Annotated in this window: 14 protein-coding genes and 1 tRNA gene; 9 read left to right on the top strand and 6 right to left on the bottom strand. The window is 69.4% G+C overall.

Going from position 1 to position 22,935, the window contains the following annotated elements; genetic code table 11:
- Positions 1-16 precede the first annotated feature (16 nt).
- Together Q4F04_RS01015 and Q4F04_RS01010 are read right to left on the bottom strand one after the other, a co-directional pair.
- On the bottom strand, positions 17-2,146 hold the full coding sequence (locus Q4F04_RS01015) for a peptidase domain-containing ABC transporter (RefSeq protein ID WP_303367972.1): 2,130 nt from the start codon (positions 2,144-2,146) through the stop codon (positions 17-19).
- Complete coding sequence (locus Q4F04_RS01010; protein ID WP_303367971.1) at positions 2,143-3,429, bottom strand: HlyD family secretion protein; 1,287 nt, start codon at positions 3,427-3,429, stop codon at positions 2,143-2,145. The genes Q4F04_RS01015 and Q4F04_RS01010 overlap by 4 nt, the downstream gene beginning before the upstream one ends.
- A 214-nt stretch (positions 3,430-3,643) precedes the next feature.
- On the opposite strand from Q4F04_RS01010, the gene Q4F04_RS01005 reads away from it, so the two are divergent.
- Entirely contained in the window at positions 3,644-4,264 is a 621-nt protein-coding gene (locus Q4F04_RS01005; protein ID WP_303367970.1) for a response regulator transcription factor, read from the top strand.
- On the opposite strand, the gene Q4F04_RS01000 is transcribed toward Q4F04_RS01005, so the two are convergent.
- Together Q4F04_RS01000 and Q4F04_RS00995 are read right to left on the bottom strand one after the other, a co-directional pair.
- Positions 4,215-5,906, bottom strand: a complete 1,692-nt coding sequence (locus Q4F04_RS01000) for an ATP-binding protein (protein ID WP_303367969.1) — start codon at positions 5,904-5,906, stop codon at positions 4,215-4,217. The genes Q4F04_RS01005 and Q4F04_RS01000 overlap by 50 nt on opposite strands.
- 1,059 nt (positions 5,907-6,965) lie before the next feature.
- Positions 6,966-7,039, bottom strand: a tRNA-Gly gene (locus Q4F04_RS00995).
- A gap of 85 nt (positions 7,040-7,124) precedes the next feature.
- Between Q4F04_RS00995 and Q4F04_RS00990 the strand changes: the two genes are divergently transcribed.
- Positions 7,125-8,573, top strand: a complete 1,449-nt coding sequence (locus Q4F04_RS00990) for a TrkH family potassium uptake protein (protein ID WP_303367968.1) — start codon at positions 7,125-7,127, stop codon at positions 8,571-8,573.
- Here Q4F04_RS00990 and Q4F04_RS00985 read toward each other — a convergent pair whose 3' ends face one another.
- Positions 8,574-9,956 (bottom strand): peptidoglycan-binding protein, encoded by a 1,383-nt coding sequence (locus Q4F04_RS00985; protein ID WP_303367967.1) that lies wholly within the window; start codon positions 9,954-9,956, stop codon positions 8,574-8,576.
- A 95-nt stretch (positions 9,957-10,051) separates the two neighbouring features.
- Between Q4F04_RS00985 and Q4F04_RS00980 the strand changes: the two genes are divergently transcribed.
- The 7 genes from Q4F04_RS00980 to Q4F04_RS00950 all read left to right on the top strand — a co-directional run bounded on the left by Q4F04_RS00980 (position 10,052) and on the right by Q4F04_RS00950 (position 21,087).
- Positions 10,052-10,999 carry a glycine--tRNA ligase subunit alpha gene (locus tag Q4F04_RS00980; protein WP_303367966.1) on the top strand — a complete coding sequence of 316 codons (948 nt, stop codon included), beginning with the start codon at positions 10,052-10,054 and terminating at the stop codon, positions 10,997-10,999.
- Complete coding sequence (locus tag Q4F04_RS00975; protein WP_303367965.1) at positions 10,996-11,478, top strand: DUF6446 family protein; 483 nt, start codon at positions 10,996-10,998, stop codon at positions 11,476-11,478. The genes Q4F04_RS00980 and Q4F04_RS00975 overlap by 4 nt, the downstream gene beginning before the upstream one ends.
- Positions 11,475-13,760 carry a glycine--tRNA ligase subunit beta gene (glyS, locus tag Q4F04_RS00970; RefSeq protein ID WP_303367995.1) on the top strand — a complete coding sequence of 762 codons (2,286 nt, stop codon included), beginning with the start codon at positions 11,475-11,477 and terminating at the stop codon, positions 13,758-13,760. Before Q4F04_RS00975 ends, glyS begins: the two co-directional genes overlap by 4 nt.
- 807 nt (positions 13,761-14,567) lie before the next feature.
- On the top strand, positions 14,568-15,755 hold the full coding sequence (gene kynU, locus Q4F04_RS00965; protein WP_303367964.1) for a kynureninase: 1,188 nt from the start codon (positions 14,568-14,570) through the stop codon (positions 15,753-15,755).
- Between the two features lie 69 nt (positions 15,756-15,824).
- Entirely contained in the window at positions 15,825-16,889 is a 1,065-nt protein-coding gene (locus tag Q4F04_RS00960) for an efflux RND transporter periplasmic adaptor subunit (RefSeq protein ID WP_303367963.1), read from the top strand.
- Positions 16,890-16,891: 2 nt separating this feature from the next.
- A complete protein-coding gene (locus Q4F04_RS00955; protein ID WP_303367962.1) occupies positions 16,892-17,986 on the top strand; it encodes an efflux RND transporter periplasmic adaptor subunit in 1,095 nt (364 codons plus the stop codon).
- Complete coding sequence (locus tag Q4F04_RS00950) at positions 17,983-21,087, top strand: efflux RND transporter permease subunit (protein WP_303367961.1); 3,105 nt, start codon at positions 17,983-17,985, stop codon at positions 21,085-21,087. Before Q4F04_RS00955 ends, Q4F04_RS00950 begins: the two co-directional genes overlap by 4 nt.
- A 201-nt stretch (positions 21,088-21,288) precedes the next feature.
- Here Q4F04_RS00950 and Q4F04_RS00945 read toward each other — a convergent pair.
- Positions 21,289-22,935: RecQ family ATP-dependent DNA helicase (locus Q4F04_RS00945; protein ID WP_303367960.1), on the bottom strand; the 1,647-nt coding region annotated here is incomplete at its 5' end.

The following is a 22,935-nucleotide window of genomic DNA, read 5'->3' as shown; positions in this document are numbered from 1 at the left end:
GTGGCCAGGCTGGCCGTTATTCCGCAGCCGTCGCGAGCGCCTCGCCCCGGACCTCGCCCAGGCTCACCACCCGGTCGGTGGCGGCGAGGGTCGAGGGGCGGTGCGCCACGACGATGCGGGTGATGTCGAGCCGACGGACGGCGGCGTTGATCGCGCGCTCGTTTTCCTCGTCGAGGTGGCTCGTGGCCTCGTCGAGGATCAGGATGCCGGGACGCCGGCAGAGCGCCCTGGCAAGAAACAGCCGCTGGCGCTGACCGCCGGAAAGCGCGCTTCCCATGTCGCCCACCAGCGTCTCGTAGCCCATGGGGAAGGCCTCGATCTCGTCATGGATCGCGGCCATCCGCGCCGCGGCGACGACCGCGTCCCGGCCAGCCTCGGGATCGAAGGCGGCGATGTTGTCGGCGATGGAACCGGCGAACAGCCGGTCGTCCTGCAGCACGCAGCCGATCCGGTCGCGGTAGGCCGCAAGCCCCGTCCGCCCAAGCGGGATGCCGTCGATCAGCACCTGCCCCCCGGTGGGACGCGCGAGGCCGGCGACGATCGCCAGAAGGGTGGACTTGCCCACCCCCGACGGGCCGGCGATGCCCACGCATTCCCCGGCGCGGACATGAAGGGAAAACTCCGACAGCACCTCGGGATCGCCCGGCGCGTAGCGGAAAGAGACATCGCGCAGTTCCAGCGAAGCCGCCTTCCAGCCGACCCGCGGCGGCAATGCTGCCGGCGGATCGGGTTCCTCGGTTTCGGCCAGCGCGATGTCGGCGATGCGTTCGCCGTGCAGCGACATCATCAGGAACTGCAGCGCCGTATCGACAAGCGCGTTCACCCGCGTGGCGAACTGGTCCTTGTAGGCGAGGAAGGCCACGAGGGTGCCCACCGTGAGATCCCCGGCTAGGATCGCCCGTGCGCCCAGCGCCATGACAAGGATGCGGTCGAAGCCGAAGAGGCCCGTGCCCGCCGCCGCGAAGGCCGCGTCCAGCTTCTGGACCCGCAGCTCGGCATTCACCCGGTCGATCAGGTGGTTGATCCAGGTGCCCCGGCGGCGCCCCTCGATGTTCATCGCCTTGACGCTGGCGATGCCGCGCACGGATTCCATGAAATGGGTGGTTTCCTGCGCCGCGTGCAGGATCGCTTCCTCGGACATCGCCCGATAGGCGCGGTATGAGGCCAGGCGCAGGGCGATATAGGCGGCAAGGCTGGCAAGCGCGATCCAGATGAGCCAGCCGCCATAAAGCCACATCATCACCACCAGCGTGACCGACATGATGCCGTCGATGATCGACTGGATCGCCCGCGTGGTCAGCGTGCGCTGCATCGCGTCGATGGAGCCGAAGCGCGAGACGACGTCGCCGATGTGGCGCTTGGTGAAGAAGGACAGCGGCAGGCGCATCATCTGGTCGAAGAGGCTGACCTTCCACTGCAGCGTCAGGCTGGTGCCAAGAAGCATGGTCGCCCAGGCGCGCGCAAATCCCGCCGCGACCTGCAGCGCGAGAAGCAGGCCGAGCGCCAGCGCGATGATGGTGAGCAGGTCGACATCTGCCGCGACCACCACCTCGTCGAGGATCAGGGCAAAGCCGATCGGCAGGGCGATCACCGCCACCTCGAGCGCAAGCGAGATGGCGAGGATCTGCGCCGCCGCGCCGCCAAGGCCGGAGGTGCGGCGCAGCAGGTCGAGGACGCGGATGCGGGCGCGCTCGACGCGGGGGCGGAAGCTTTCGGTGGGCCATGCTTCCAGCGCGACCCCGGTGAATTGCCGCGACACCTCGGCCATGGGCAGGCGCCTGCGCCCGATGGCCGGATCGTGGATGATGACATGGCGCCGCTGGACCCGCACCAGCACGACGAAATGGTTGTGCCCCCAGTGCAGCACGGCCGGCAGCCGCAGGCGCGAAAGGTCCTCAAGCTCCAGCCGGACGGCGCGGGTGGCGAGATCGAGCCTGGCGCCCAAGCCCACCAGGTCGCGCATCGTCGCGCCCTTGATCGATGCGGGATGCCTTTGGCGCAAGGCCGCCAGGTCGATGACATGGCGATGATGCCCGGCGATCATGGCGAGGCAGGCGGCCCCGCATTCCGCCGCCTCCACCTGCAGGATGGCGGGCGTCCGCGAGGGAAAGCCGCCCGAAATGCGCCTGACCAGATCGGCGCTCATGCCCCGCCCCCCGACGCGGCGGCAAGGGTGCCGCGCAGCCCGTAGACCGGCTCGAAGATCCACTGGTAGATCGGCCGGGTGTCCACCAGCACATGCGCCTCGACCTGCATGCCGGCCTGAAGCGGCTCGTCCCGGCCATAGGCATGGACGGCCTGCGTCTCGGGCTGGACCGTGATGCGGTAGACTGCGCCGGGCTCATCGCTGCCTGGCGGGCCTGGCGCAACCTGCGCCAGATCATCCGGCCGCAGCGCCGCGCGCGAGATCACCGTGACGCGCCCCGGATGCTGCCCGAACTTCTGGTACGGGAAGGCTTCATAGCGCAGCAGCACCGGCGCGCCTTCCCGCAGGAAGCCGATGGCGTCGCTGGGGGCCAGAAGCTGGGCGACGAGCGGCTGATCCGTGGGAACCAGGGTCAGAAGCGGGTCCGCCGCCGCGACGGTCTGGCCGGGTTGGGCAAGGATGCCGGTGACAAGGCCGTCCCGCGGGGCGCGTACGAACAGTTCGCGCCGGGCCTCGCTTTCGGAAACTTCCTGCTCGATCCCGAGCATCTCGCGGCGGATCGCGGCCAGCCGTTCTTCCGAGGCAAGGTCGAAGCCGCCGAGATCGTGTTCAAGCGCGGCGATGCGCGCCTCGATCTGCAGCCGCTCGCGCCGCAGCCCGGCCAGGCGCGCCCGCTCGGCATTGAGGGACTGCAGCCGGGATTCCACGTCGCTGCTGCGGACCAGCCCGCGGCCGAGCATCTGTTCCTGCCGCTCGGCGATCGCGGCAAGATCGGTGGCATAGGCCTTCACCTCGGCGATCTCGGCGCTGATCGCGGCCTGTTCACGCTGCGCCTCGGCGCGCTCGTCGGCCAGCCGCGACTTGTCGCGCCGGTCCACGTCCGCCTGGCGGGCAAGGGTCGCGGCAAGCTCATCCCGCCGTTCGCGCAGAAGCGCCGCGACCCTGCCCTGCGTGTCGCCAAGCTGGGTGCTGCTGTCGATGCCGACGACGTATAATACGTCGTCGCGCCGCACCTCGTCGCCTTCGCGCACCCGCAGCTCGATGATGCGCCCCGCCGCCGGGGCCTGAAGGCGGGCAAGGCCATCCGCGGGCATCACCACGCCGGTGACGCGCACCCGCCGCCCGTAATCGCCGAAAACCAGAAGCGCCAGCAGGCCCCCGACAAATGCGACAGAGAACAGCGCGAAAGCCGCCACGGGCAAGGACCGAAGCACCGTCGGCCGGCCAAGCCAGGCCGACTGGCGCGCCTCGAACGACTCGGGCCGGAACAGCGGTTTCGCCATCGGCTTACGCCCTCCGCCCGGCCGGCGCGCAGATCCGCGTGAAGGAAAGCATCGGCTTCACCATCCCCCTCCTGCCCTCAGGCGGACAGGATGCCGCAGGTGCCCGGACCCGGTAATAGTGAAGACTCACTATGCCGATGCGGGTTGACGCCCGGCGCCGATCCCCCAGACTTCCCCTGCCTGACAGGTGCCATTCCGGTCCGGGGGGGGGAAGATGCACGCGCGCAGGATCATCGTTGCGGACGACCACCCCCTTTTCCGCGAGGGCATCCGCCGCATCATCCAGAGGCGGTTTCCCGATGCCGAGGTGCGCGAAGCCGGCACCATGGCCGAGTTGCTGGAACAGGCCCGCGCGGGTCCGCCGCCGGCGCTGTTCGCCCTTGACCTCGTCTTCCCGGGCTTCGCGCCGCGCCGGTCCATCCACGAGCTGCGGGCCGAGTTCAAGCTGGCGTCGGTGGTCATCATCTCGATGCTGGACGACGAACGGACGGTCGATCAGGTCATGGCGGCCGGGGCGGACGGGTTCATCGGAAAGGACGTGCCTGCGCAGGAAATCGGGGCCGCCATCGCGGCGGTCTGGGGTGGCGAAACCGTTGTCATGCTGCAGCGCGAGGCAGGCCTGTCCGGCAGTCCCGAACCCCCGCTCGCCGCGCTGACGCCGCGCCAGCGCGAGGTCCTGCGGCTGGTCGCCAAGGGGCTGACCAACAAGGAGATCGCGCGCGATCTTTGCATTTCGCCCGCGACGGTCAGCCTTCACGTCTCGGCGCTGTTGCAGGCGCTGGGCGTCAGTTCGCGCGCAGGGGCAGCGGCCCTTGCGGCCGGGGAGGGCCTGTGACGGGCCGCTCTGCCCTGCCGAGCCATTGTGCCGCAATGGCTGCACGCAGTTCCGCCGGCCGCACCGGCTTTGCCAGCACCGGGGTGTCCCGGTCGACCGGGTCGTGAAGGTCCAGCGCCTCATGCCCGGTTATGAGAACGGCAGGGATATGCCGGCCGCTTGCCGCGCGCAGGCTTTCCACCGCGGCGCGGCCATCCTTGAGCCCGCCCAAGTCGAGATCGGCCACGATCAGATCGCAGGCGACCGGCCCTGCGGGCGCGGCGGCGACCGCCCGGGTTTCGCATCCCCAACTGGCCAGAAGCATGGCGGTTGCGTCCCGCACCTCGCGGTCGTCCTCGATCAGCAGGATGCGAAGGCCGTCCAGCGGCGTCGTCCTGCGCCGGGGCAGCCGTGCGCGCTGCTGTTGCGGCGGCGCCAGCCGAAGCCCGTCCAGGGCTGCACTCGTTCCGCGGCCCGGGACCGATGAGATCGTCACCTTCAGGTCCATCAGCGCGGCCATGCGCTTGACGATGGAAAGCCCCAGGCCCACCCCCTCGATTTCGTCATCCGGGTCCCTGCCGCGATAGAATTCGTCAAACACATGGGGCAGGTGTTCGGGGGCAATGCCGCGGCCACGGTCATGCACCTCGATGGCAATCCCACCGTTGCGCCGGCGGCAGCCGACCAGCACCGAGCCGGCAGGCGCATATTTCAGCGCATTCGAGACAAGGTTCTGCACCACGGTCGCAAGCAGCCCGGGGTCTGTCAGCACCTGCTGCCTTGTGGGCACGACGCGCAGGTCCACTTCCGCCCAGCGGACGGCCTCGGAGTTCTGGGCCGCGATCTCGCGAAGAAGCTCGCCCAGGTCGACCACCTCTTGGCGGACCACGACGCGCCCGCTGTCAAGCGTCGCGACATCCAGCAATGAACGGAACAGGCGCGACACGCTCTGCAGCGAGCGGTCGATGCGGTCCACCATCACCCGCTCTTCCGGCCCCAGCGGCGCCGCGCGCAGGCAGTCGGTGAAAAGACCGATCGCATGGACGGGCTGGCGCAGGTCATGGCTTGCCTGGGCCAGAAAGCGGGTCATCGCGCGGTTGGCGGCCTGCGCTTCCTCATGGGCGCGGCGCGTCCGGGTCAGCAGGACATGGGCGTAGGCCGGCACCAGCACCGCCGCCAGGATGAAGGTCGCCACCATGAAAGGCTGGGCGCGCCAGAAGTCGGAGAACATCGTGACGGTGGCGATGGCAAGAAGGGCGCTGACGGTGCCCGCCAGCAGGTAGCGCGGACCATAGCGCATCCCGTATCCGAGCGTGATCCAGATCAGCACCATGAAGATCGGCAGCAGGATCCTGTCCCCCATGGACAGGACAAAGGCCGTGCTGCCGTAGTCGTTGAGCATCGCCAGCGCCCGCCGCCCGTGCCGGACGCCGGGATGGCGGCGGATGGCTGCGAAGAGCCATGTCGAGACGAGGAAGAACATCCCCATCCAGACGGCCACAACCGCCGCAGCGCCCGTCGGCAACAGATCGAGGATCATGGCGATGAGGATGTAGCCTGCCGCGGCGCCTCCGATCCAGAAGCGGACGATCGCCTGGGCCAGCTCGGTGTCGTCGGCCTCTTCCGCCCCGGAAGCCGGTGGTGGATACCGCTCCCGGTGCATGCTCGTTTGATCCTTGGGATTCAGAGACTTCCTCCTCGTTCACGCCCGTCGTCCTGCGGCCTGAAGGCTACCTTTTCTGGACGCCCCGTCCAGCCGTCACGGAAAACCGCAGCCCCTGTCCACGGCCCGTGAGAGCATCGCGAATCCGATGGCACCGCGATGGATCAGGTGATCCCGCATGGGCAGGTTCGCCATGATCTCTTGCGGTGGACAAAGGATCGGCTTCTCTGCCAAGCTGGCGGCCGGGGGCGATCAGCCTGCTGGAAACTTCCTGAGCCATGATCGGGGTGCTGGTGGATATGGCTGGCCTGCATGACACCCGGACCGGCCAGAGGAGCCGTAGCCTTGCGCGTGAGAAGGCCGTGCCCGGCTGACGACCATGCCCGGCATCGGGCCGATTACCGCCACCGCGCTGGACGCTCTTCCACCGCCGATCCGCGCAGGGTGCGGCGAGCATCTCTGCCACTCGGAACCTGCGCCGACCAAGGCATATTCCCCGCAGGAGATCAGGGAATCATCTTCGGGGGATTGCGTCCAGCCGCTTCAAGCCCGGCAATCGCCCCGTTATGGTCTGAAGACGGATTCGCAGGCTGCAAGGCAGCCTGGTCATTGTTCTGGGAGAAGCAGTGTCCGGTTATTCTGCAACGACGATCCGTCGGGCGTCTGGCCGTGGATCCTTGATGCATGGAACCGCGACGTTTGCGCTTCCGATATCTGCCCTTCTACTTCCGGGCCGCGCAGCGCGTAAGGTCGTGTCGCAGGCTGAACAAGGGAGCGAAGCTTCAGCCGCAGCAGGGGCTGGCCTGAAAGCCGCCCCGACTGGGGCGGCAAGGTTCTTCTGCTTCATTCTCGCCTCGGTCTTCCCCATCATCGGCCGGGCCCCCGCGCCGGGCGGCCGATGTGAGCTCACAGCCGCCCATTCGCCGCGCTAACAGGGCCGGGGCCAGGACCGGAGAGCCAGCATCCCGGCCCCATTGCTTCCAAGTATCTGGATTTACCGATGGGTGCGAACACGCGCACCATGGTCTTGCAATGCAGTCAGTCACTTGCGTGGCATGGTGGAGCGGGTGATGGGAATCGAACCCACGTATTCAGCTTGGAAGGCTGCTGCTCTACCATTGAGCTACACCCGCATGAAGTGCAGCTTTACCCAAGCGCGGGCCGCGGTGCAAGCGGGCCGCGCTTGACCGGCGCGGATCGCGGGGGCACTCAGGCGCAATGATCGACATCCGCCCCGTGGTCCACGCGATTGCCAAGCTTTCCGTTGCCATGGGCGGGCTGATGCTGTTGCCGGCGGCGATCGACTGGATGGCGGGCGATCCCAACTGGCTGGCCTTCCTGGCCACCGGCTGCGGGACGATCCTGCTGGGCAGCATGGCCATGCTCGCCACCCGCAGCGACGGCGGGCGGTTCCAGATCGAGCAGGCGTTTCTGCTGACCTCGGGGCTGTGGCTGGTGCTGCCGGTTCTGGGGGCGGTCCCCTTCATGCTGGGCGCGCCGGGGGCAGGCTGGACCGACGCCATGTTCGAAGCAATGTCGGGCATGACCACGACCGGCGCCACGGCCTTCCGGGACCTCGACGGCCTGCCCTTGGGCACGCATCTGTGGCGCGGCATCCTGCAATGGTCGGGGGGCCTCGGCATCGTCGTCGTCGCCATGGTCTTCCTGCCGGTCATGCGGGTCGGGGGCATGCAGTTCTTCCGCTCGGAAGGCTTCGACACCATGGGAAAGGTCATGCCCCGCGCCGGCCAGATCGCGGCCGAGATGTCCTATCTTTACCTTGGCATCACCCTCGCCTGCGCCCTGACCTATGCGGCCTTGGGCATGAACGGCTTTGACGCGGTGATGCATGCGCTGACGACCTGTTCCACCGGCGGCTTCGGCCGCTATGACGCGAGCTTCGGCCCCTTCGTCGGCCCGATCCAGTATGCGGCGTCATTCTTCACCATCCTTGCCTCGATCCCCTTCGTGCGGATGCTGCAACTGGCGCATGGCGATCCCCAACCGATCTGGCGCGACAGCCAGATCCGCGCCTACCTGGGCATCATCGCCGCCGTCTGCGTCCTGATCGTGACCTACGAGGCGATCTGGCGCGAGGTCGCGCTGTCCTTCGACCTCATGCGCGAGGTCGTCTTCAACGTCGTCACCGTGATCTCGGGGACCGGCTTCTTCACCGTGGACGTGACGCAATGGGGGCACCTGCCCTTCGTGCTGCTGATCCTCGTCGGGCTGGTGGGCGGCTGCACCGGATCGACCGTCTGCTCGATCAAGGTCTTCCGCTACCAGGTGCTGTTCGAGGCGCTGCGGGGGCAGCTTGTCCAGATGCACTCGCCCCACCGCGTCCGCCCCCTGCGCCTGCAGGGGCGCAGGCTGGACGCCGAGGTGGTGAACTCGGTCATGGCCTTCTTCACCATGTTCGTGCTGAGCTTCGGTGTGCTGATCGTCGCGCTCGCGCTGAGCGGGCTGCACGCGCGTACGGCCCTGACCGCCGCCTGGACCGCCATCGCCAATGTCGGACCCGTCTGGGGACCCGAGGTCACCGCGAACGGCGGCGTGACGAGCTTTCCCGGCACGGCCAAGTGGCTGATGATCGGCGGCATGTATCTGGGGCGGCTGGAACTGATCACCGTCTTCGTGGTGCTGATGCCACGCTTCTGGCGGCAGTGATCAGGCGGGCTCGTCCGGGGACAGGGCGGCGTCCTCGGGCGCGGGTTCTGCCGCCGGCGTGACCCGGATGCTGTCGAGGATCTCGGCGGCGACGCGGGGCTGGTCGGCGGCGTCCATCACCGGCCAGATCAGCACCATGCCCTGCACCCGGCCGTCCGCGACGCGCGCCTCGGCCTGGCCGATATGGGTGTCGTTGCGCCCGATCAGCGTGGCGCGGCCCCGCGTCACCTGCCGCTCGGGCGAGGGCACCCAGCCCAGCGCGGTGACAAGGCCGGTGAAATCCAGCATCTCCTGCTGGCCGCCCGGCGCGCCGTAAAGGATCAGCGCCGCGCCCGAGCCGTCCCTGGGACCATAGATCGACAGCCCCTGTTCGTTGCGGTCGAATTGCAGCCGGTCCATCGGCGCCATCAGCGACAGCCCCGACTGCGGATCGTCCAGCCGGGTCAGGTTCATGTCCTCGCGCCAGTCCTCGCGCTGCGCGATCAGCGCCTGCATCGCGGCGGCAGGGTCCGGCGAGGCCCGCAGCGCCAGCACCTCGGCGGCGATGGCGGCGCGGGTCCGGGGGCCGTCCTTGCCGTCGATCTCGCCGTCGTAATGGCCCGCCCAGCGCAGGGCGCGCTGCACGTCCTCCAGGGGCGGCATCTCGGCGGCGGGGCCGGGGACGGGCAGATCGATCTTTTCCGCCGGCTCCAGCGGCTCGCCGAGGTCGGCGGGCGGCAGGACGGCGGCGAAGCGGCCGACGCGCTGGGCGGCGCGGAAGGCGCCCAGCCAGGCCTCGGCCGTCTCGGCGGGCATCGGGCCGAGGGCGATGGCAAGGCCCCCGTCGGGTTGCTGGAACAGCCCGGCCTCGGGAAAATCCTCGCGCCAGGTGGCAAGCGCCGCATCCGCCGCCTCGCGCGTGTCGAAGCGCTGCAGGCGCAGCCAGTCGCCGGGGGGCGGCGCGGGCGCGGGTTCGACAGCGGCTGTTTCCGGCGCATTGGCCTCGGTCGCCCTTCCTGCCCCGGGGGCGCCTGCGGCGTCATCCGGCGCGGTGGTCAGGGCATCCGCAGGCCCCTGCCCTGCCGGACCGGTGGGGACAGCCGCGGCCTGCACCGGCAAGGCCCCGTCGGGCACCGGCACGATGAAGCTGTCCGCGGGAACCTCGCCCGCCGCCAGCAGGCGCGACAGTTCGGCCTCTGCCTCTTGCCGCTCCATGGGCCCGAGGCCGATGCCGGTCCAGCCGCCGGGCAGCGGAAAGGTCACGACGTCGGGGAATCTTTCGGCCCAGCCCTGCGCCACCGGGGCGACCGCCGCCGCGCGCCGCGCCTCGACCCGCATGACCACCGGCTCGGCCCAGACCGCGCCCGGCAGCATCGCGACGATCAGAAAGCCCAAGCCCCGCATCGGCAACCCCCTTGCCCCGTGGGCCGATTGACCCGGCCCGGACCGCACCCTATGAGCGGCCTGCATTCGCGTCAGTTATGCGAAAGGACGCCGGGATGACCAGCCCCGAACAGGCCGACCGGCCACGCTGTTTCCAGGACGTGATCCTGCGCCTGCAAGCCTATTGGGCGGCCACCGGCTGCGCCATCCTGCAGCCCTATGACATGGAGGTGGGCGCGGGCACCTTCCATCCCGCGACCACGCTGCGCTCGCTCGGCACCCGGTCGTGGGCTGCCGCCTACGTCCAGCCCTCGCGCCGCCCGACCGACGGGCGCTATGGCGAGAACCCCAACCGGCTGCAGCATTACTACCAGTATCAGGTCATCATCAAACCCTCGCCCCCGAACCTGCAGGAGCTTTATCTCGGCTCGCTGAAGGCGATCGGGCTCGATCCGCTTATCCATGACGTGCGCTTCGTCGAGGACGACTGGGAATCCCCCACCCTCGGCGCCTGGGGTTTGGGATGGGAGGTCTGGTGCGACGGCATGGAGGTCAGCCAGTTCACCTATTTCCAGCAGGTCGGCGGGCATGACTGCCGCCCGGTGTCGGGGGAACTCACCTACGGGCTGGAACGGCTGGCGATGTATGTGCTGGGGGTCGAGCATGTCATGGAGATGCCCTTCAACGCCCCCGACGCACCCATCCCGCTGACCTATGGCGACATCTTCCGGCAGACCGAGCGCGAATATTCCCGCTGGAACTTCGAGGTGGCGGACACCGCCATGCTGCTGCAGCACTTCAAGGACGCCGAGGCGGAATGCGCCCGTATCCTCGACGCCCCGGCGCAGGACAGCACCGGGCGGCATATCCCGATGGCGCATCCCGCCTATGACCAGGCGATCAAGGCCAGCCACATCTTCAACCTGCTGGACGCCCGCGGCGTGATCTCGGTCACGGAACGGCAGGCCTATATCGGCCGCGTCCGGGCGCTGGCGAAACGCTGCGCCGACCTGTTCGTGACGACCGAGGCCGCGACCGGGGCGAATGCGGGGGAAGCCGCATGACCTCGGGCAAGATCATGGCCTCGATGCTGGTGCTGGTGGCGCTGCTGGCGGGACTGGCAGTGTGGTATCTGCAGGTCTACGGCTTCTACGAGGAGGTGGACGAGATCACCGGTGCGCGCGAGATCGTCGTGACGCTGCCCGACGGCTCGACCCGTCCCGTGGCCATCGACACCTTTCGGGCCATCGACGCCGATTCCTCGCCCATCCGCTGGCGCGGCTGTTTCACGCTCGACCCGACCGAGGTGGGCGACGCGGCCCCCTATCCACAGGCGACGCCCCTGAACGGCCCGAACTGGTTCCAGTGCTATTCGGCCCGCGCACTGACCGCGGATCTCGAATCCGGCGCCGCCCGCGCCATCCTCGGCCAGTCCGAGGTCCACCCCGACGTGGACCGCGTGATCGCCGTCTATCCCGACGGCCGCGCCTTTGGCTGGCACCAGTTGAACGACAAGACCCCCGCACGCGGAGTGATGGACTGATGGACCTGCTGATCGAGCTGTTCTCCGAGGAAATCCCCGCCCGGATGCAGCCCCGCGCAGGCGAGGACCTCAAGCGCCTGATCACCGACGGGCTGGTCGAGGCCGGGCTGACCTATGCCTCGGCCGGCGCCTTTTCCACGCCGCGCCGCCTCACGCTGGCGGTCGAGGGGCTGACGGCCGAATCCAAGCCGGTGCGCGAGGAGCGCAAGGGGCCGCGCACGGACGCGCCCGAGAAGGCTATCGAAGGCTTCCTGCGATCGACCGGCCTGACGCTGGACCAGCTGGAACGCCGGGCCGAGAAGAAGGGCGAGGTCTTCTTCGCCGTGGTGGAAAAACCCGGCCGCAAGGCTGCCGAGATCGTGGCCGAGGTTCTTGAGGCCACCATCCGCGACTTCCCCTGGCCCAAGTCGATGCGCTGGGGAAGCGGCTCGCTGCGCTGGGTCCGCCCGCTGCATTCCATCATCGCGCTTCTCTCGGACGAGGCTGGCGCGCAGGTCGTGCCGCTGATCGTGGACAGCATCGAAGCGGGGGACAAAACGCGCGGCCACCGCTTCATGGCCCCCGACGCCTTCCGGGTAACGGGCTTCGACGACTACGCCGCCAAGCTGCGCCGCGCCAAGGTCATGCTCGATCCCGCCGAGCGCGAGGCCGCGATCCGGCAGGAGGCCGCGAACCTTTCCTTCGCGCGGGGTTGGGAGATCGTGCCCGACGAGGGCCTGATGACGGAACTCGCCGGGCTGGTCGAATGGCCCGTGCCGCTGATGGGCGTGATCGAGGACCGTTTCCTCGACCTGTCGCCCGAGGTGCTGCAGACCTCGATGAAGGAGCACCAGAAGTTCCTGTCCGCCCGCAACCCGAAGACGGGCCGGATCGAGGGCTATGTCACCGTCGCCAACATCGAGACCTCCGACGACGGCGCGACGATCCTTGCCGGCAACCAGCGCGTGCTGGCCGCGCGGCTGTCGGACGCTGCCTTCTTCTGGGAGAACGACCTGCGCGAGGCCCGCGCGGGGATGCAGGCCTGGGCCGAGGGGCTGAAGGCCGTAACCTTCCATGCCAAGCTCGGCTCGCAGGCCGACCGGGTGGAGCGCATCGCCGCGCTGGCCCGCGAGATCGCCCCCGCCGTGGGCGCCGACCCCGATCAGGCCGAGAAGGCGGCAAAGGTCGCCAAGCTGGACCTCCGCTCGGCGATGGTCGGCGAGTTCCCCGAGTTGCAGGGCACGATGGGCCGCTATTACGCCCAGGCCGCCGGGCTGCCGGAGGCGGTCGCAGACGCCGCCCGCGACCACTATTCGCCGCTGGGACCGTCCGACGAGGTGCCCAGCGCGCCGGTCTCGGTCGCCGTGGCGCTGGCGGATAAGACCGATTTGCTTATCGGGCTATGGGCGGTTGACGAACTACCAACTGGATCTAAAGATCCGTTTGCACTGCGGCGTTCAACGTTAGGTCTTATTCGAATCGTAGTAGAGGGAGGATTTCGGATCAATCTCACTGAAATATTCGCAGCGCATGTTGATCGTCACCGACACTATCTGACGCTGCTAAAAGAAATTATTTCAGAGTTAGAGTTCCGTCAGAGCGTTTTTCTCGATGCGCAATCTAAAGGATACGAGAACCAGAAAGACCGAGAGCGAAACGGCCTTTTCATTTCTGGAGCAGAAAAAACGACGTCGGACGAGCTTGTTCTAGTCAAAAAAGGCATTGAAGATGTAGAACTGCAGTTTGATGCTCATCTTGAGTCGAGACGCAAAGCGCCGGCAAGCCTCCTCGCTTTCCTCCACGACCGCCTCAAGGTCCACCTGCGGGACCAAGGCATCCGCCATGACGTGATCGACGCGGTGCTGGCGATGCCGGGGTCGGACGACCTCACGCTTGTCGTCCGCCGCGCCACCGCACTGAACGCGATGCTGGCGACCGAGGACGGCCCGAACCTGCTGCAGGGGCTCAAGCGCGCGGCCAACATCCTCGCGCAGGCCGAGGACAAGGACGGCGTCGAATACTCCTTCGGCGCGGACCCGAAATTCGCGGAAACCGACGAGGAACGCGCGCTCTTCGCCGCGCTGGACGCCGCCAAGCCGAAGATCGCCGCCGCCATGCAGGCCGAGGACTTCCCCGCCGCCATGTCGGCCATCGCCGCCCTTCGCGCCCCCATCGACGCCTTCTTCGAGGCGGTGCAGGTCAACACCGACAACCCCATCCTCCGCCGCAACCGCCTGAATCTGCTCAACCGCATCCGCGAGGCCGGCCGCCTGATCGCCGACTTCGGCCGGATCGAGGGGTGAGCGGCCTCCGGAAAAGATTCAGTGGACCTTTTCCAGCCGCGAACGCCCGAAGCGCAAGCAAAGAGCCGGCAGAACGACCGCAAGCGGTCCGCTGAACCGTTTGCGGACCCGACCGCCATGGAGCGCAGGCGGAGGGCCGGGCCGGATCAGGGAAACGATCAGTGGACCTTTGTCCCCGGCGAACGCCCGCAGCACAGGCAAAGGTCCTGCAGGATATCCGCAAGCGGTCCAGTGGGCTCCTTCCGCCCCAAGGCGCGGAAAGCCGGGCCGGATAGGGGAAGGTCACGGGACCGAGCCCGCGGCGAAGGCACCAGCACAGGGCTGGCAGGCCGCTCGCAGACGATCCCGTGGACGGCCTGCGGTCACGAAGCCTGCCGCGCGGGACTGGGGCGGAGTCCCGGAAAGTTCCGGCGGCCGCGCGCCCTCGGATGTCCCAGGCGCAGGTGACGGTCTGGAAGGGGTCCGTAGGCGGCCAAGGGCTGGGCAGTTCAGGCAAGGCTGACGGCCGGTCCATTGTGCCCTCCGCAAGCGAAGCCCTTGGTGCGACGCCGCATGGGGGCTGCCTGCCCCCGCGAGTCCCCTGTGGATATTTGAAACCGTCCGAAACAACCTTGAGCGGCCTTGAACATCGCGGCGGCTTTCGGGCAGGCGGATCAGGGGACCGCCGCCATGGCTGTTCTCCGGCCGGATCGGGTTTCCGGAGCCTATCGGCAAGGACAGCCACAGCCGCATGGCGGAAGGATGAACCGCATGCACCATCTTGCAGCCGCCGGTTGCGCTGCTAGCCTCATACCAAAGGGGAACCACATGACCGACTTCGCCGAAACGCGCGCCGCCTTCCATCTGCCCGAGGGGATCACCTATCTCGATGGCAACTCGCTGGGGCCGATGCCGCGCCATGCCGCCGACAGGGTGGCGGCGATGATGCGGGACCAGTGGTCGGAAATGCTCATCACCGGCTGGAACCGGGCGGGCTGGTATGTGCAGCCGCGCCACGTCGGCGACCGGATCGCGCGGCTGATCGGCGCGGGCGACGGCCAGGTCGTCATGGGCGACACGCTGTCGGTCAAGGTGTTCCAGGCGCTCTCCGCCGCGCTGCGGCTGCGGCCGGACCGGCGGGTGATCCTGTCGGACAGCGGCAACTTCCCGTCGGACCTTTATGTGGCGCAGGGCCTGGCCGAAACCCTGGGCGCGGAACTGCGTGTCGTCGCGCCCGATGAGGTCGCCGCGCATATCGCCCCGGACATTGCCGTGCTGATGCTGACCGAGGTCGATTACCGCACCGGCCGCCGCCACGACATGGCGGCGCTGACCGCCGCCGCGCACAAGGCGGGGGCGCTGACCGTCTGGGACCTTGCCCATTCGGCCGGGGCGGTGGACGTGGACCTGCTGGGAACGGGCGCCGATTTCGCGGTGGGCTGCACCTACAAGTACCTGAACGGCGGTCCCGGCGCCCCGGCCTTCATCTGGGTCCACCCGGACCATGCGGATGCCGCCCGTCCCTGCCTGCAGGGCTGGATGGGCCATGCCGCGCCCTTCGCCTTCGACGCGGACTATGCCCCCGCGCAAGGCATCGAGCGGATGCGGGTCGGCACCCCTCCGGTCATCGCGCTGGCGGCGCTGGACGCGGCGCTGGATGTCTGGGACGGCGTGGACATGGCTGCGCTGCGCGCCCGGTCCATCGAGCTGACCGAGGCCTTCATCCGCGGCGTCGAGGCCGCCTGCCCCGATGTCGCGCTGCATTCCCCGCGGGACCCGGCGCAGCGTGGCAGCCAGGTAGGCTTCCGCCACCCGCAGGCCTATGCCGTGATGCAGGCGCTGATCGCCGAAGGGGTGATCGGCGACTTCCGCGCGCCCGACGTGCTGCGCTTCGGCTTTGCGCCGCTTTACAACAACGCCGACGACGTGGCGCGGGCGGTGGAGGTGCTGGCGGCTGTCCTGCGGGAAGGCCGCTGGGACAGGCCCGAACACCACCGCAGGGCCGCGGTGACCTGATCCGGGGCAATGGCCTTGCATGTGGACCGCGCCGCGCCATAACGCCCCGATGAACCGTGGAGTCGCCGCTTGACCGGCCGTTCGCTTCTGACCTTCTGCGCGATCATGGCCATGGCGACCGCGGCACCCGCACAGTCGCCCGACGCCCCCATCGCCGTCGAGATCGTCCGGGTCGACGAACGCCCGATGACGATCGACCTGCGGCTGACCGGCTCGATCGCCGCGCAGCACAGCATCGACCTGTCCTTTCCGGCGGCCGGCCGGATCACCGACATCCATGCGCAGGTGGGCGACCGGGTGATGGGCGGCCATGTGCTGGCCCGCACCGAGGGCGTGCAGCAGCGGCAGACGCTGGTCCAGGCGCTGGCCGCCCGCGCCGCCGCCGAGGCCGCCGAGCAGCAGGCGGGCCACGCCGCGGCCCGCGCGGCCGAACTGCTGCGCCGGGGCATCGGCACCCGCGCCGCCGCCGAGGCCGCCGAACAGGCGCTGTCGGCGGCCCGGGGGCAGTTGGAAAGCGCCCGCATCATGGTCAACCAGTCCCGCCGCGCGGTCTTCGACGCGATGATCCGCGCGCCCCAGGCCGCCGTCGTGACCGCGCGCATGGCCGAGCCGGGCCAGGTCGTGGGCGCCGCCCAGCCGGTCCTGACGGTGGCGGCGCTGACCAGCCTGGAAGCCGTCTTCCAGGTGCCCGACGCGCCGCAACTGGACATGGCAATAGGCGCCGATGTCTCGCTGAGCCTCATCGACCGGCCGGGGATCGAGCTTCAGGGCCGCGTGACCGAGATCGCGCCCCTGGTCAATCCGGCCAGCGGGTCGGTGGCGGTGCGGGCCGAGATCGAGGGTCCCTTCGACGCCACGCTGCTGGGCGCAGCGGTGCTGGGCATCGTCCACCTGCCCGCGGGGACCGGGATCGAGGTGCCCTGGACGGCGCTGACCTCGACCGGCGCCGACCCGGCCGTCTGGCGCGTGGCCGAGGATGGCAGCGTGGCCCTTGCCCCCGTCGGGATCGACCGGTTCGACACCGGCCGGGTGGTGCTGAGATCCGGCCTTGCACCGGGGGATCTGGTCGTGGGCGAGGGCTCGCAGCTCATGTATCCGGGACGCCGGGTGACACGGGCGGAAGAGGAGGGTTGAGGATGCGTCTGATCCTTTTTCTGGCGCTCGGCCTGCTGGCGGCGGTCCCCACGGGGGCCTTTACCCTGCCCTTCGGCCCGGCACGGGCGGGGACGCCGCCCCCTCCCCGCCCGGTCGTCACCGAAATCGTCACCAACGGCGACAGCCGTCCCGTCGGGCGCAGCATTCCGGGGGTGGTCACCGCCGCGACCGAGGTGCAGATGGCGTTCCAGACCCTGGGCCGGATGATCGAGCGGCGCGTGGACATCGGCGACCGGGTGAACCAGGGGGACGTGCTGGCCCGGCTCGACCCCGAGGATCTGGCCGGCGCCACCCTTGCCGCCGAAGCGGCGCTGGCGGCGGCCGAGGTGAACCTGACCACCGCCGACAACACCGCCGCGCGGGCGCGGGCCCTGCTGGACCGCGACGTGGCCTCGACCGCGCAGCTTGAACGGGCCGAGCAGGCGTTGTCGGCCGCGCGCTCGGCGGTCGAGCAGGCGCGCGCCCGGGTGGAAAGCGCCCGCGACGCGGAACGCTTTGCGGTGATGAGCGCGCCGGTCTCGGGCGTGGTCAGCGCCGTGCGGGCGACGCCGGGGGCGGTGGTCGCGGCGGGCGACCCGATCCTGACGCTGTCCTCGGAAGACCGCATCGAAGCCCGCATCGACCTGACCGAGCCCGAGCTTGCCGGACTGGCGCCCGGCGCCCTGTTCCTGGTCTGGCGCGACCACGAGATCGAGCAGGGCGTCCGCGGAGAGGTCAGCCGCATCTCGCCGGTGGCCGACCACCTGACCCGCACCCGCCGCGTCCACATCGCCCTGCCCCCCGGCACCGGCTTCCGCCTGGGCAGCCTGATCCGCGCGGGCCGCGTCACCTCGCGCGCAGCAAGGCTGTCGGTGCCGGCCGCGGCGCTGGTGGAAAGGCCCGGAGGCCATGCCGTCTGGATCGTCGCCCGCGAAAACGGAAGTGCCCGCGTCACCCTGCAGCCCATCGTGACGGGCGCACGGCTGGACGGCCGCGTCGAGGTCGTGGGGGGGCTTGCGCCGGGGGCCGAGGTGGTCGTCCGCGGGGTCAACTCGCTGGCCGAGGGCCAGGCGGTCGGCCGCCGGGTCGATCCATGAGCCGCAGCGGCTTCAACCTTTCGGACTGGGCGCTGCGGCACCGCTCGCTCGTGTGGTTCCTGCTGATCCTGTCGATGATCGCGGGCACCATGGCCTATCGCGCCTTGGGACGCGAGGAAGACCCCAGCTTCACCGTCAAGGTCATGGTGATCACCGCCGCCATGCCCGGTGCCACCACCGACGAGATCATGGGCCAGGTCACCGACCGGATCGAGACCAAGCTGGAGGAGCTGGACCAGTTGAAGCTGACCCGCTCGGTCACGCTGCCGGGGCTGGCGGTCGTCTATGTCGAGCTGCTGGATAGCGTGCGCGGGCAGGATGTCCGGCGAAGCTGGCAGCGCGTGCGCAACATGATGGACGACCTGCGCCCCGAGTTCCCGCAGGAATTCGCGGGCTTCCAGTTCAACGACAGCTTCGGCGACGTGTTCGGCAACATCTACGCCTTCACGGCGGACGGCTTCACCCCGCGGGAATTGCGCGACCGGGTCGAGGCGATCCGCAAGCAGGTGGGCGCCCTGCCCGCCGCCGGCAAGACCTCGCTTCTGGGGGTGCGCGAGGAACAGATCTACATCGAGTTCTCGCCCGCCCGGCTGGCGGCGCTGGGGCTGAACGAATCGCAGGTGCTGCAGACGCTGGCCGCGCAGAACGCCATTGCCCAGGCGGGGATCGTGCAGGCCGGCCCGGAACAGGTGCTGCTGCGCGTGGGCGGCCAGTTCGACACCGCCGAGGCCGTCGCCGCCGTCAACCTGCGGATCGGCGACCGCTTCTTCAACCTGGGCGAGGTCGCGACGGTGCGCCGGGCCTATGCCGACCCGCCCGACACCATCTTCCGCTACAACGGCCGCGACGCCATCGGGCTGGAAATCGCAATGCGCGAGGGCGAGAACATCCAGAGCTTCGGGGCCGATCTGGACGCGCTGATGGAACGCATCGCGCTGGACCTGCCCATCGGCATCGAGATGCACAAGTTCGCCGACCAGCCCGAGGTCGTCCGCCATGCCGTCGGCACCTTCGTCAAGGCGCTGGCCGAGGCGGTGGCCATCGTCCTGCTGGTCAGCTTCGTCAGCCTGGGGTTGCGGGCGGGGCTCATCGTGACGCTGACCATCCCGCTGGTGCTGGCGATCACCTTTGTCGTCATGCAGGTCTGGGGGATCACCCTGCAGCGGGTATCGCTGGGGGCGCTGATCATCGCGCTGGGGCTGCTGGTCGATGACGCGATGATCGCCATCGAGACGATGATCTCGCGCATGGAGCTTGGCGAAAGCCGGGAACAGGCGGCCAGCTACGCCTGGACCTCGATCGCATTCCCGATGCTGACGGGGACGCTGGTGACGGTCGCGGGCTTCATCCCGATCGGGCTGAACAGCTCCATGGCGGGCGAGTTCACCTTTTCGCTCTTCGTGGTCATCGCCGTCTCGCTGGTGGTCAGCTGGATCGTCGCGGTGCTGTTCGCGCCGCTTCTGGGCGTGACCTTCCTGCCCCGCGCGCTGAAACATCAGGCTGGCCGCGTCAGCCGCCTGCGCCGGGCCTTCCACGCGATGCTGCGCTGGTCCATGCGGTTCCGCTGGATCACCATCGGCATGACCCTTCTGCTGTTCGCCGCCTCGGTCTGGGGGATGCGCTTCGTCGAGCAGCAGTTCTTCCCGCCCTCGGACCGGCCCGAGCTGCTGATCGACGTCACCGAACGCCACAACGCCTCGATCGCCCGCACCGACGCCTCGATTGCGAAGCTCGAAGCTTTCCTGGCCGAGCAGCCCGAGGCGCTGTTCTGGACAAGCTATGTCGGGCGGGGCACGCCCCGCTTCGTGCTGGCGCTGGACATCCCGACGCCGGGGCCCTTCATGGGGCAGGTGCTGGTGCAGACCCCCGACATCGCTGCCCGCGACGCGCTGAAGGAAAAGATCGGCAGCTTCGCGGAAACCCGGATGATCGGCACCGACATCTACGTGAAATACCTGGAGGTCGGCCCTCCGGTCGGCAAGCCGGTGCAATACCGCGTCAGCGCCAACGACCCGGCCGAGGCGCGGGACGCCGCCCGCGGCCTTGCCGCCGTGCTGGCGGGCGAGCCGCGCCTGCGCGACATCGCGCTGGACTGGAACGAGCCCGCGCGGGTGGTCCGGGTCGAGGTCGATCACGACCGCGCCCGCCGGCTGGGGGTGTCGAGCCAGGACATCTCGAACACGCTGGCGACGGTGTTCTCGGGCCTCACCGTCACCCAGTTGCGCGACGGGATCTTCCTGATCGACGTGGTGGCGCGCGGGGCCGAGGCCGACCGCCAGTCGCTTGAATCGCTCCACAACCTGGAACTGGCCACGCCCTCCGGCACGCCGATCCCGCTGGCCGGACTGGCGCGGCTGAGCTTCGACACCGAGCAGCCGCTGATCCTGCAGCGCAACGGCCTGCCGACGGTCACGGTCAAGGCGGACGTGGCGACCTCGGACCAGCCGGCGACGCTGGTGGCCGCCATGGCCCCGCGGGTGGCGGATTACGCGGCCGGGCTGCCGCCATCGGTTTCCATCACGCTGGGCGGGACGGTCGAAAGCTCGGCCGAAAGCCAGGAACCCATCGCGGCGGTGGTGCCGCTGATGCTGCTGGCCATCGCGCTGCTGGTGATGATCCAGATGCAGAGCTTCCGCTTGTCGCTGATCGTCTTCGCCGCCGCCCCCCTCGGGCTGATCGGCGTGGTGGCGACGCTGGTGCCCTTCGGCGTGCCCCTGGGCTTCGTCGCGATCCTCGGCATCCTCGCGCTGGGAGGCATCCTGATCCGCAACTCGATCATCCTCGTCCACGAGATCCAGTCGCTGCTGGATCGCGGCCGCAGCCGGTGGGACGCGGTGTTCGAGGCATCCGACAGCCGCGCCCGCCCGATCCTGCTGACGGCGGCGGCGGCGAGCCTCGCGCTGATCCCGATCTCGCGGCAGGTGTTCTGGGGGCCGATGGCCTATGCCATGATGGGCGGCATCATCGCGGGCACGCTGATCACGCTGCTGTTCGTGCCGGCGCTTTACTGCGTGGTGTTCGGGGTGCGCGAGCCGGAAGGTCAGGCCTCACCCTCGGGCCGGGGGGCAGACCCTGCTCAGCCTCCGGCCCCTGCTCGCTGAAAACGGTCCACCGGACCCGTCCGGCAGAAAAACAGCCATGATGGCTGTTTCTGATCCGCCTCCTCTTCGGGCGCTCGCAGGCCCCGGGATATCTGAGACGCTCCGAAGACCCCCCGGCCTGTTTCGGACGGTCGGAAATATCCTCGGGGGGAGTCGCCGGAACGGCGGCGGGGGGCAGACAGCCCCCTGCGGCGGTGACGCTCAGCCGTCCGCGATGTCCTGCGCGAAGGCCGCGCCGAAGCGGTCAAGCCTTGCGGCATCCAGATAGCGCGACAGGTCGCGGGGCCGGTCCTCGGCGATGCGGCGCAACTGGCCGGCACTCAGTGACAGCGGCTTCCCGGTGCCGTCCTCGCCGCGCGCCAGCCGCTGCGCGGTTTCGGCAAGGCGGTCGTAAAGCGCGCCCGATGCGCGGCCCGCCAGTGCCCGGCGGGCGGGGTGCATCTGGGGCGCCTCGCCCGCGATCACCGACAGGAAAGCCGCGCCATAGCTTTCCAGCTTCTTCGCGCCGACGCCGCTGATGCGGGCCATCTCGTCCAGCGTCGAGGGACGAGCCTGCGCCATCTCGATCAGGGTGCGGTCGGGGAAGATGACATAGGCGGGCACCCGCTGCGCCTCGGCCAAGGCACGGCGCCTGGCCTTCAGCGCCGAGAGCAGCGGCGCGTCCTCGTCGTCGATCTGGGTGCGGACGACGTTGGCGGGCTTGGCGCGCCGGATCAGGTCGCGGCGCAGGGTGACCGGGGTCTCGCCGCGCAGGACGGGATGGGCGGCGGCGGTGATGCGCAGGCCCCCGTGGCGCTCGGGGTCGGGGCGGATCAGGTCGTGGCCCATCATCTGCCGCAGGATCGCCTGCCATTCCGCCTTGGGCGTGGCCTTCCCCACGCCGAAGGTCGGCAGGCGGTCATGGCCGCGCTGGGTGATCTTGTCGGTGACGTTTCCGGTCAGCACGTCGATGATGTGCCCCTGTCCGAACCACTCTCCCGTCCTCAGGATCGCCGACAGCGCCATGCGGACGGGTTGGGTCGCGTCGAAGACCTCGGGCGGCGTGTCGCAGAGGTCGCAGTTGCTGCAGGGCTCGGCCGTTTCCCCGAAATAGGCCAGCAGATGCTGGCGGCGGCAGCCGGTTGCCTCGGCCAGACCCAGCAGCGCGTTCAGGCGGCCGTGGTCGGCTTCCTTCCGTTCGGGCGGGGCCAGTCCCTCGTCGATCTGCGTCCGGCGCAGGCGGATGTCGTCGGGGCCATACAGTGTCAGGGTTTCGGCGGGCGCCCCGTCCCGTCCGGCGCGGCCGATTTCCTGGTAATAGGACTCGATTGACTTCGGCAGGTCGGCATGCGCCACCCAGCGGATGTCGGGCTTGTCGATGCCCATGCCGAAGGCGACGGTGGCGGCCACGACCAGCCCGTCCTCACACTGAAAGCGGGCCTCGACCTCGCGGCGCGTCTCGGCCTCCATGCCGCCGTGATAGGCGACGGCGGCGATACCCGCAGCGTTCAACGCGGCCTCAAGCGTTTCCGTCTTGGCGCGGGTGGCGCAGTAGATGATGCCGGACTGGCCGCGCCGGGCGCTTGCGAAGTCCATGATCTGGCGGCGCGGGCTGTCCTTGGGCTGGAAGGCAAGGTGGATGTTCGGCCGGTCGAAGCCGCGCAGGAAGGTCAGCGGCGCGCGGCCGTCGAAGAGGCGGGCGACGATCTCGTCCCGCGTCTCGGCGTCAGCCGTCGCGGTGAAGGCCGCGAGCGGGACGCCCAAGGCCTGCCGCAGCTCGCCCACGCGCAGATAGTCGGGGCGGAAGTCGTGGCCCCACTGGCTGACGCAATGCGCCTCGTCCACGGCGATGGCGGTGACGCCCGCCCG

This window comes from Paracoccus sp. (in: a-proteobacteria), assembly GCF_030536915.1.
Classification (GTDB): Bacteria; Pseudomonadota; Alphaproteobacteria; order Rhodobacterales; family Rhodobacteraceae; genus Paracoccus.
Note: the sequence above shows the minus strand (reverse complement) of the source record. Positions and strands in the feature narration are given on the sequence as shown.

Coding starts and splice junctions, on each gene's coding strand:
- Q4F04_RS01015 (WP_303367972.1), bottom strand. CDS start 2,146: ATGAGCGCCGATCTGGTCAGGCGCATTTCGGGCGGCTTTCCCTCGCGG.
- Q4F04_RS01010 (WP_303367971.1), bottom strand. CDS start 3,429: ATGGCGAAACCGCTGTTCCGGCCCGAGTCGTTCGAGGCGCGCCAGTCG.
- Q4F04_RS01005 (WP_303367970.1), top strand. CDS start 3,644: ATGCACGCGCGCAGGATCATCGTTGCGGACGACCACCCCCTTTTCCGC.
- Q4F04_RS01000 (WP_303367969.1), bottom strand. CDS start 5,906: ATGCACCGGGAGCGGTATCCACCACCGGCTTCCGGGGCGGAAGAGGCC.
- Q4F04_RS00990 (WP_303367968.1), top strand. CDS start 7,125: ATGATCGACATCCGCCCCGTGGTCCACGCGATTGCCAAGCTTTCCGTT.
- Q4F04_RS00985 (WP_303367967.1), bottom strand. CDS start 9,956: ATGCGGGGCTTGGGCTTTCTGATCGTCGCGATGCTGCCGGGCGCGGTC.
- Q4F04_RS00980 (WP_303367966.1), top strand. CDS start 10,052: ATGACCAGCCCCGAACAGGCCGACCGGCCACGCTGTTTCCAGGACGTG.
- Q4F04_RS00975 (WP_303367965.1), top strand. CDS start 10,996: ATGACCTCGGGCAAGATCATGGCCTCGATGCTGGTGCTGGTGGCGCTG.
- kynU (WP_303367964.1), top strand. CDS start 14,568: ATGACCGACTTCGCCGAAACGCGCGCCGCCTTCCATCTGCCCGAGGGG.
- Q4F04_RS00955 (WP_303367962.1), top strand. CDS start 16,892: ATGCGTCTGATCCTTTTTCTGGCGCTCGGCCTGCTGGCGGCGGTCCCC.
- Q4F04_RS00950 (WP_303367961.1), top strand. CDS start 17,983: ATGAGCCGCAGCGGCTTCAACCTTTCGGACTGGGCGCTGCGGCACCGC.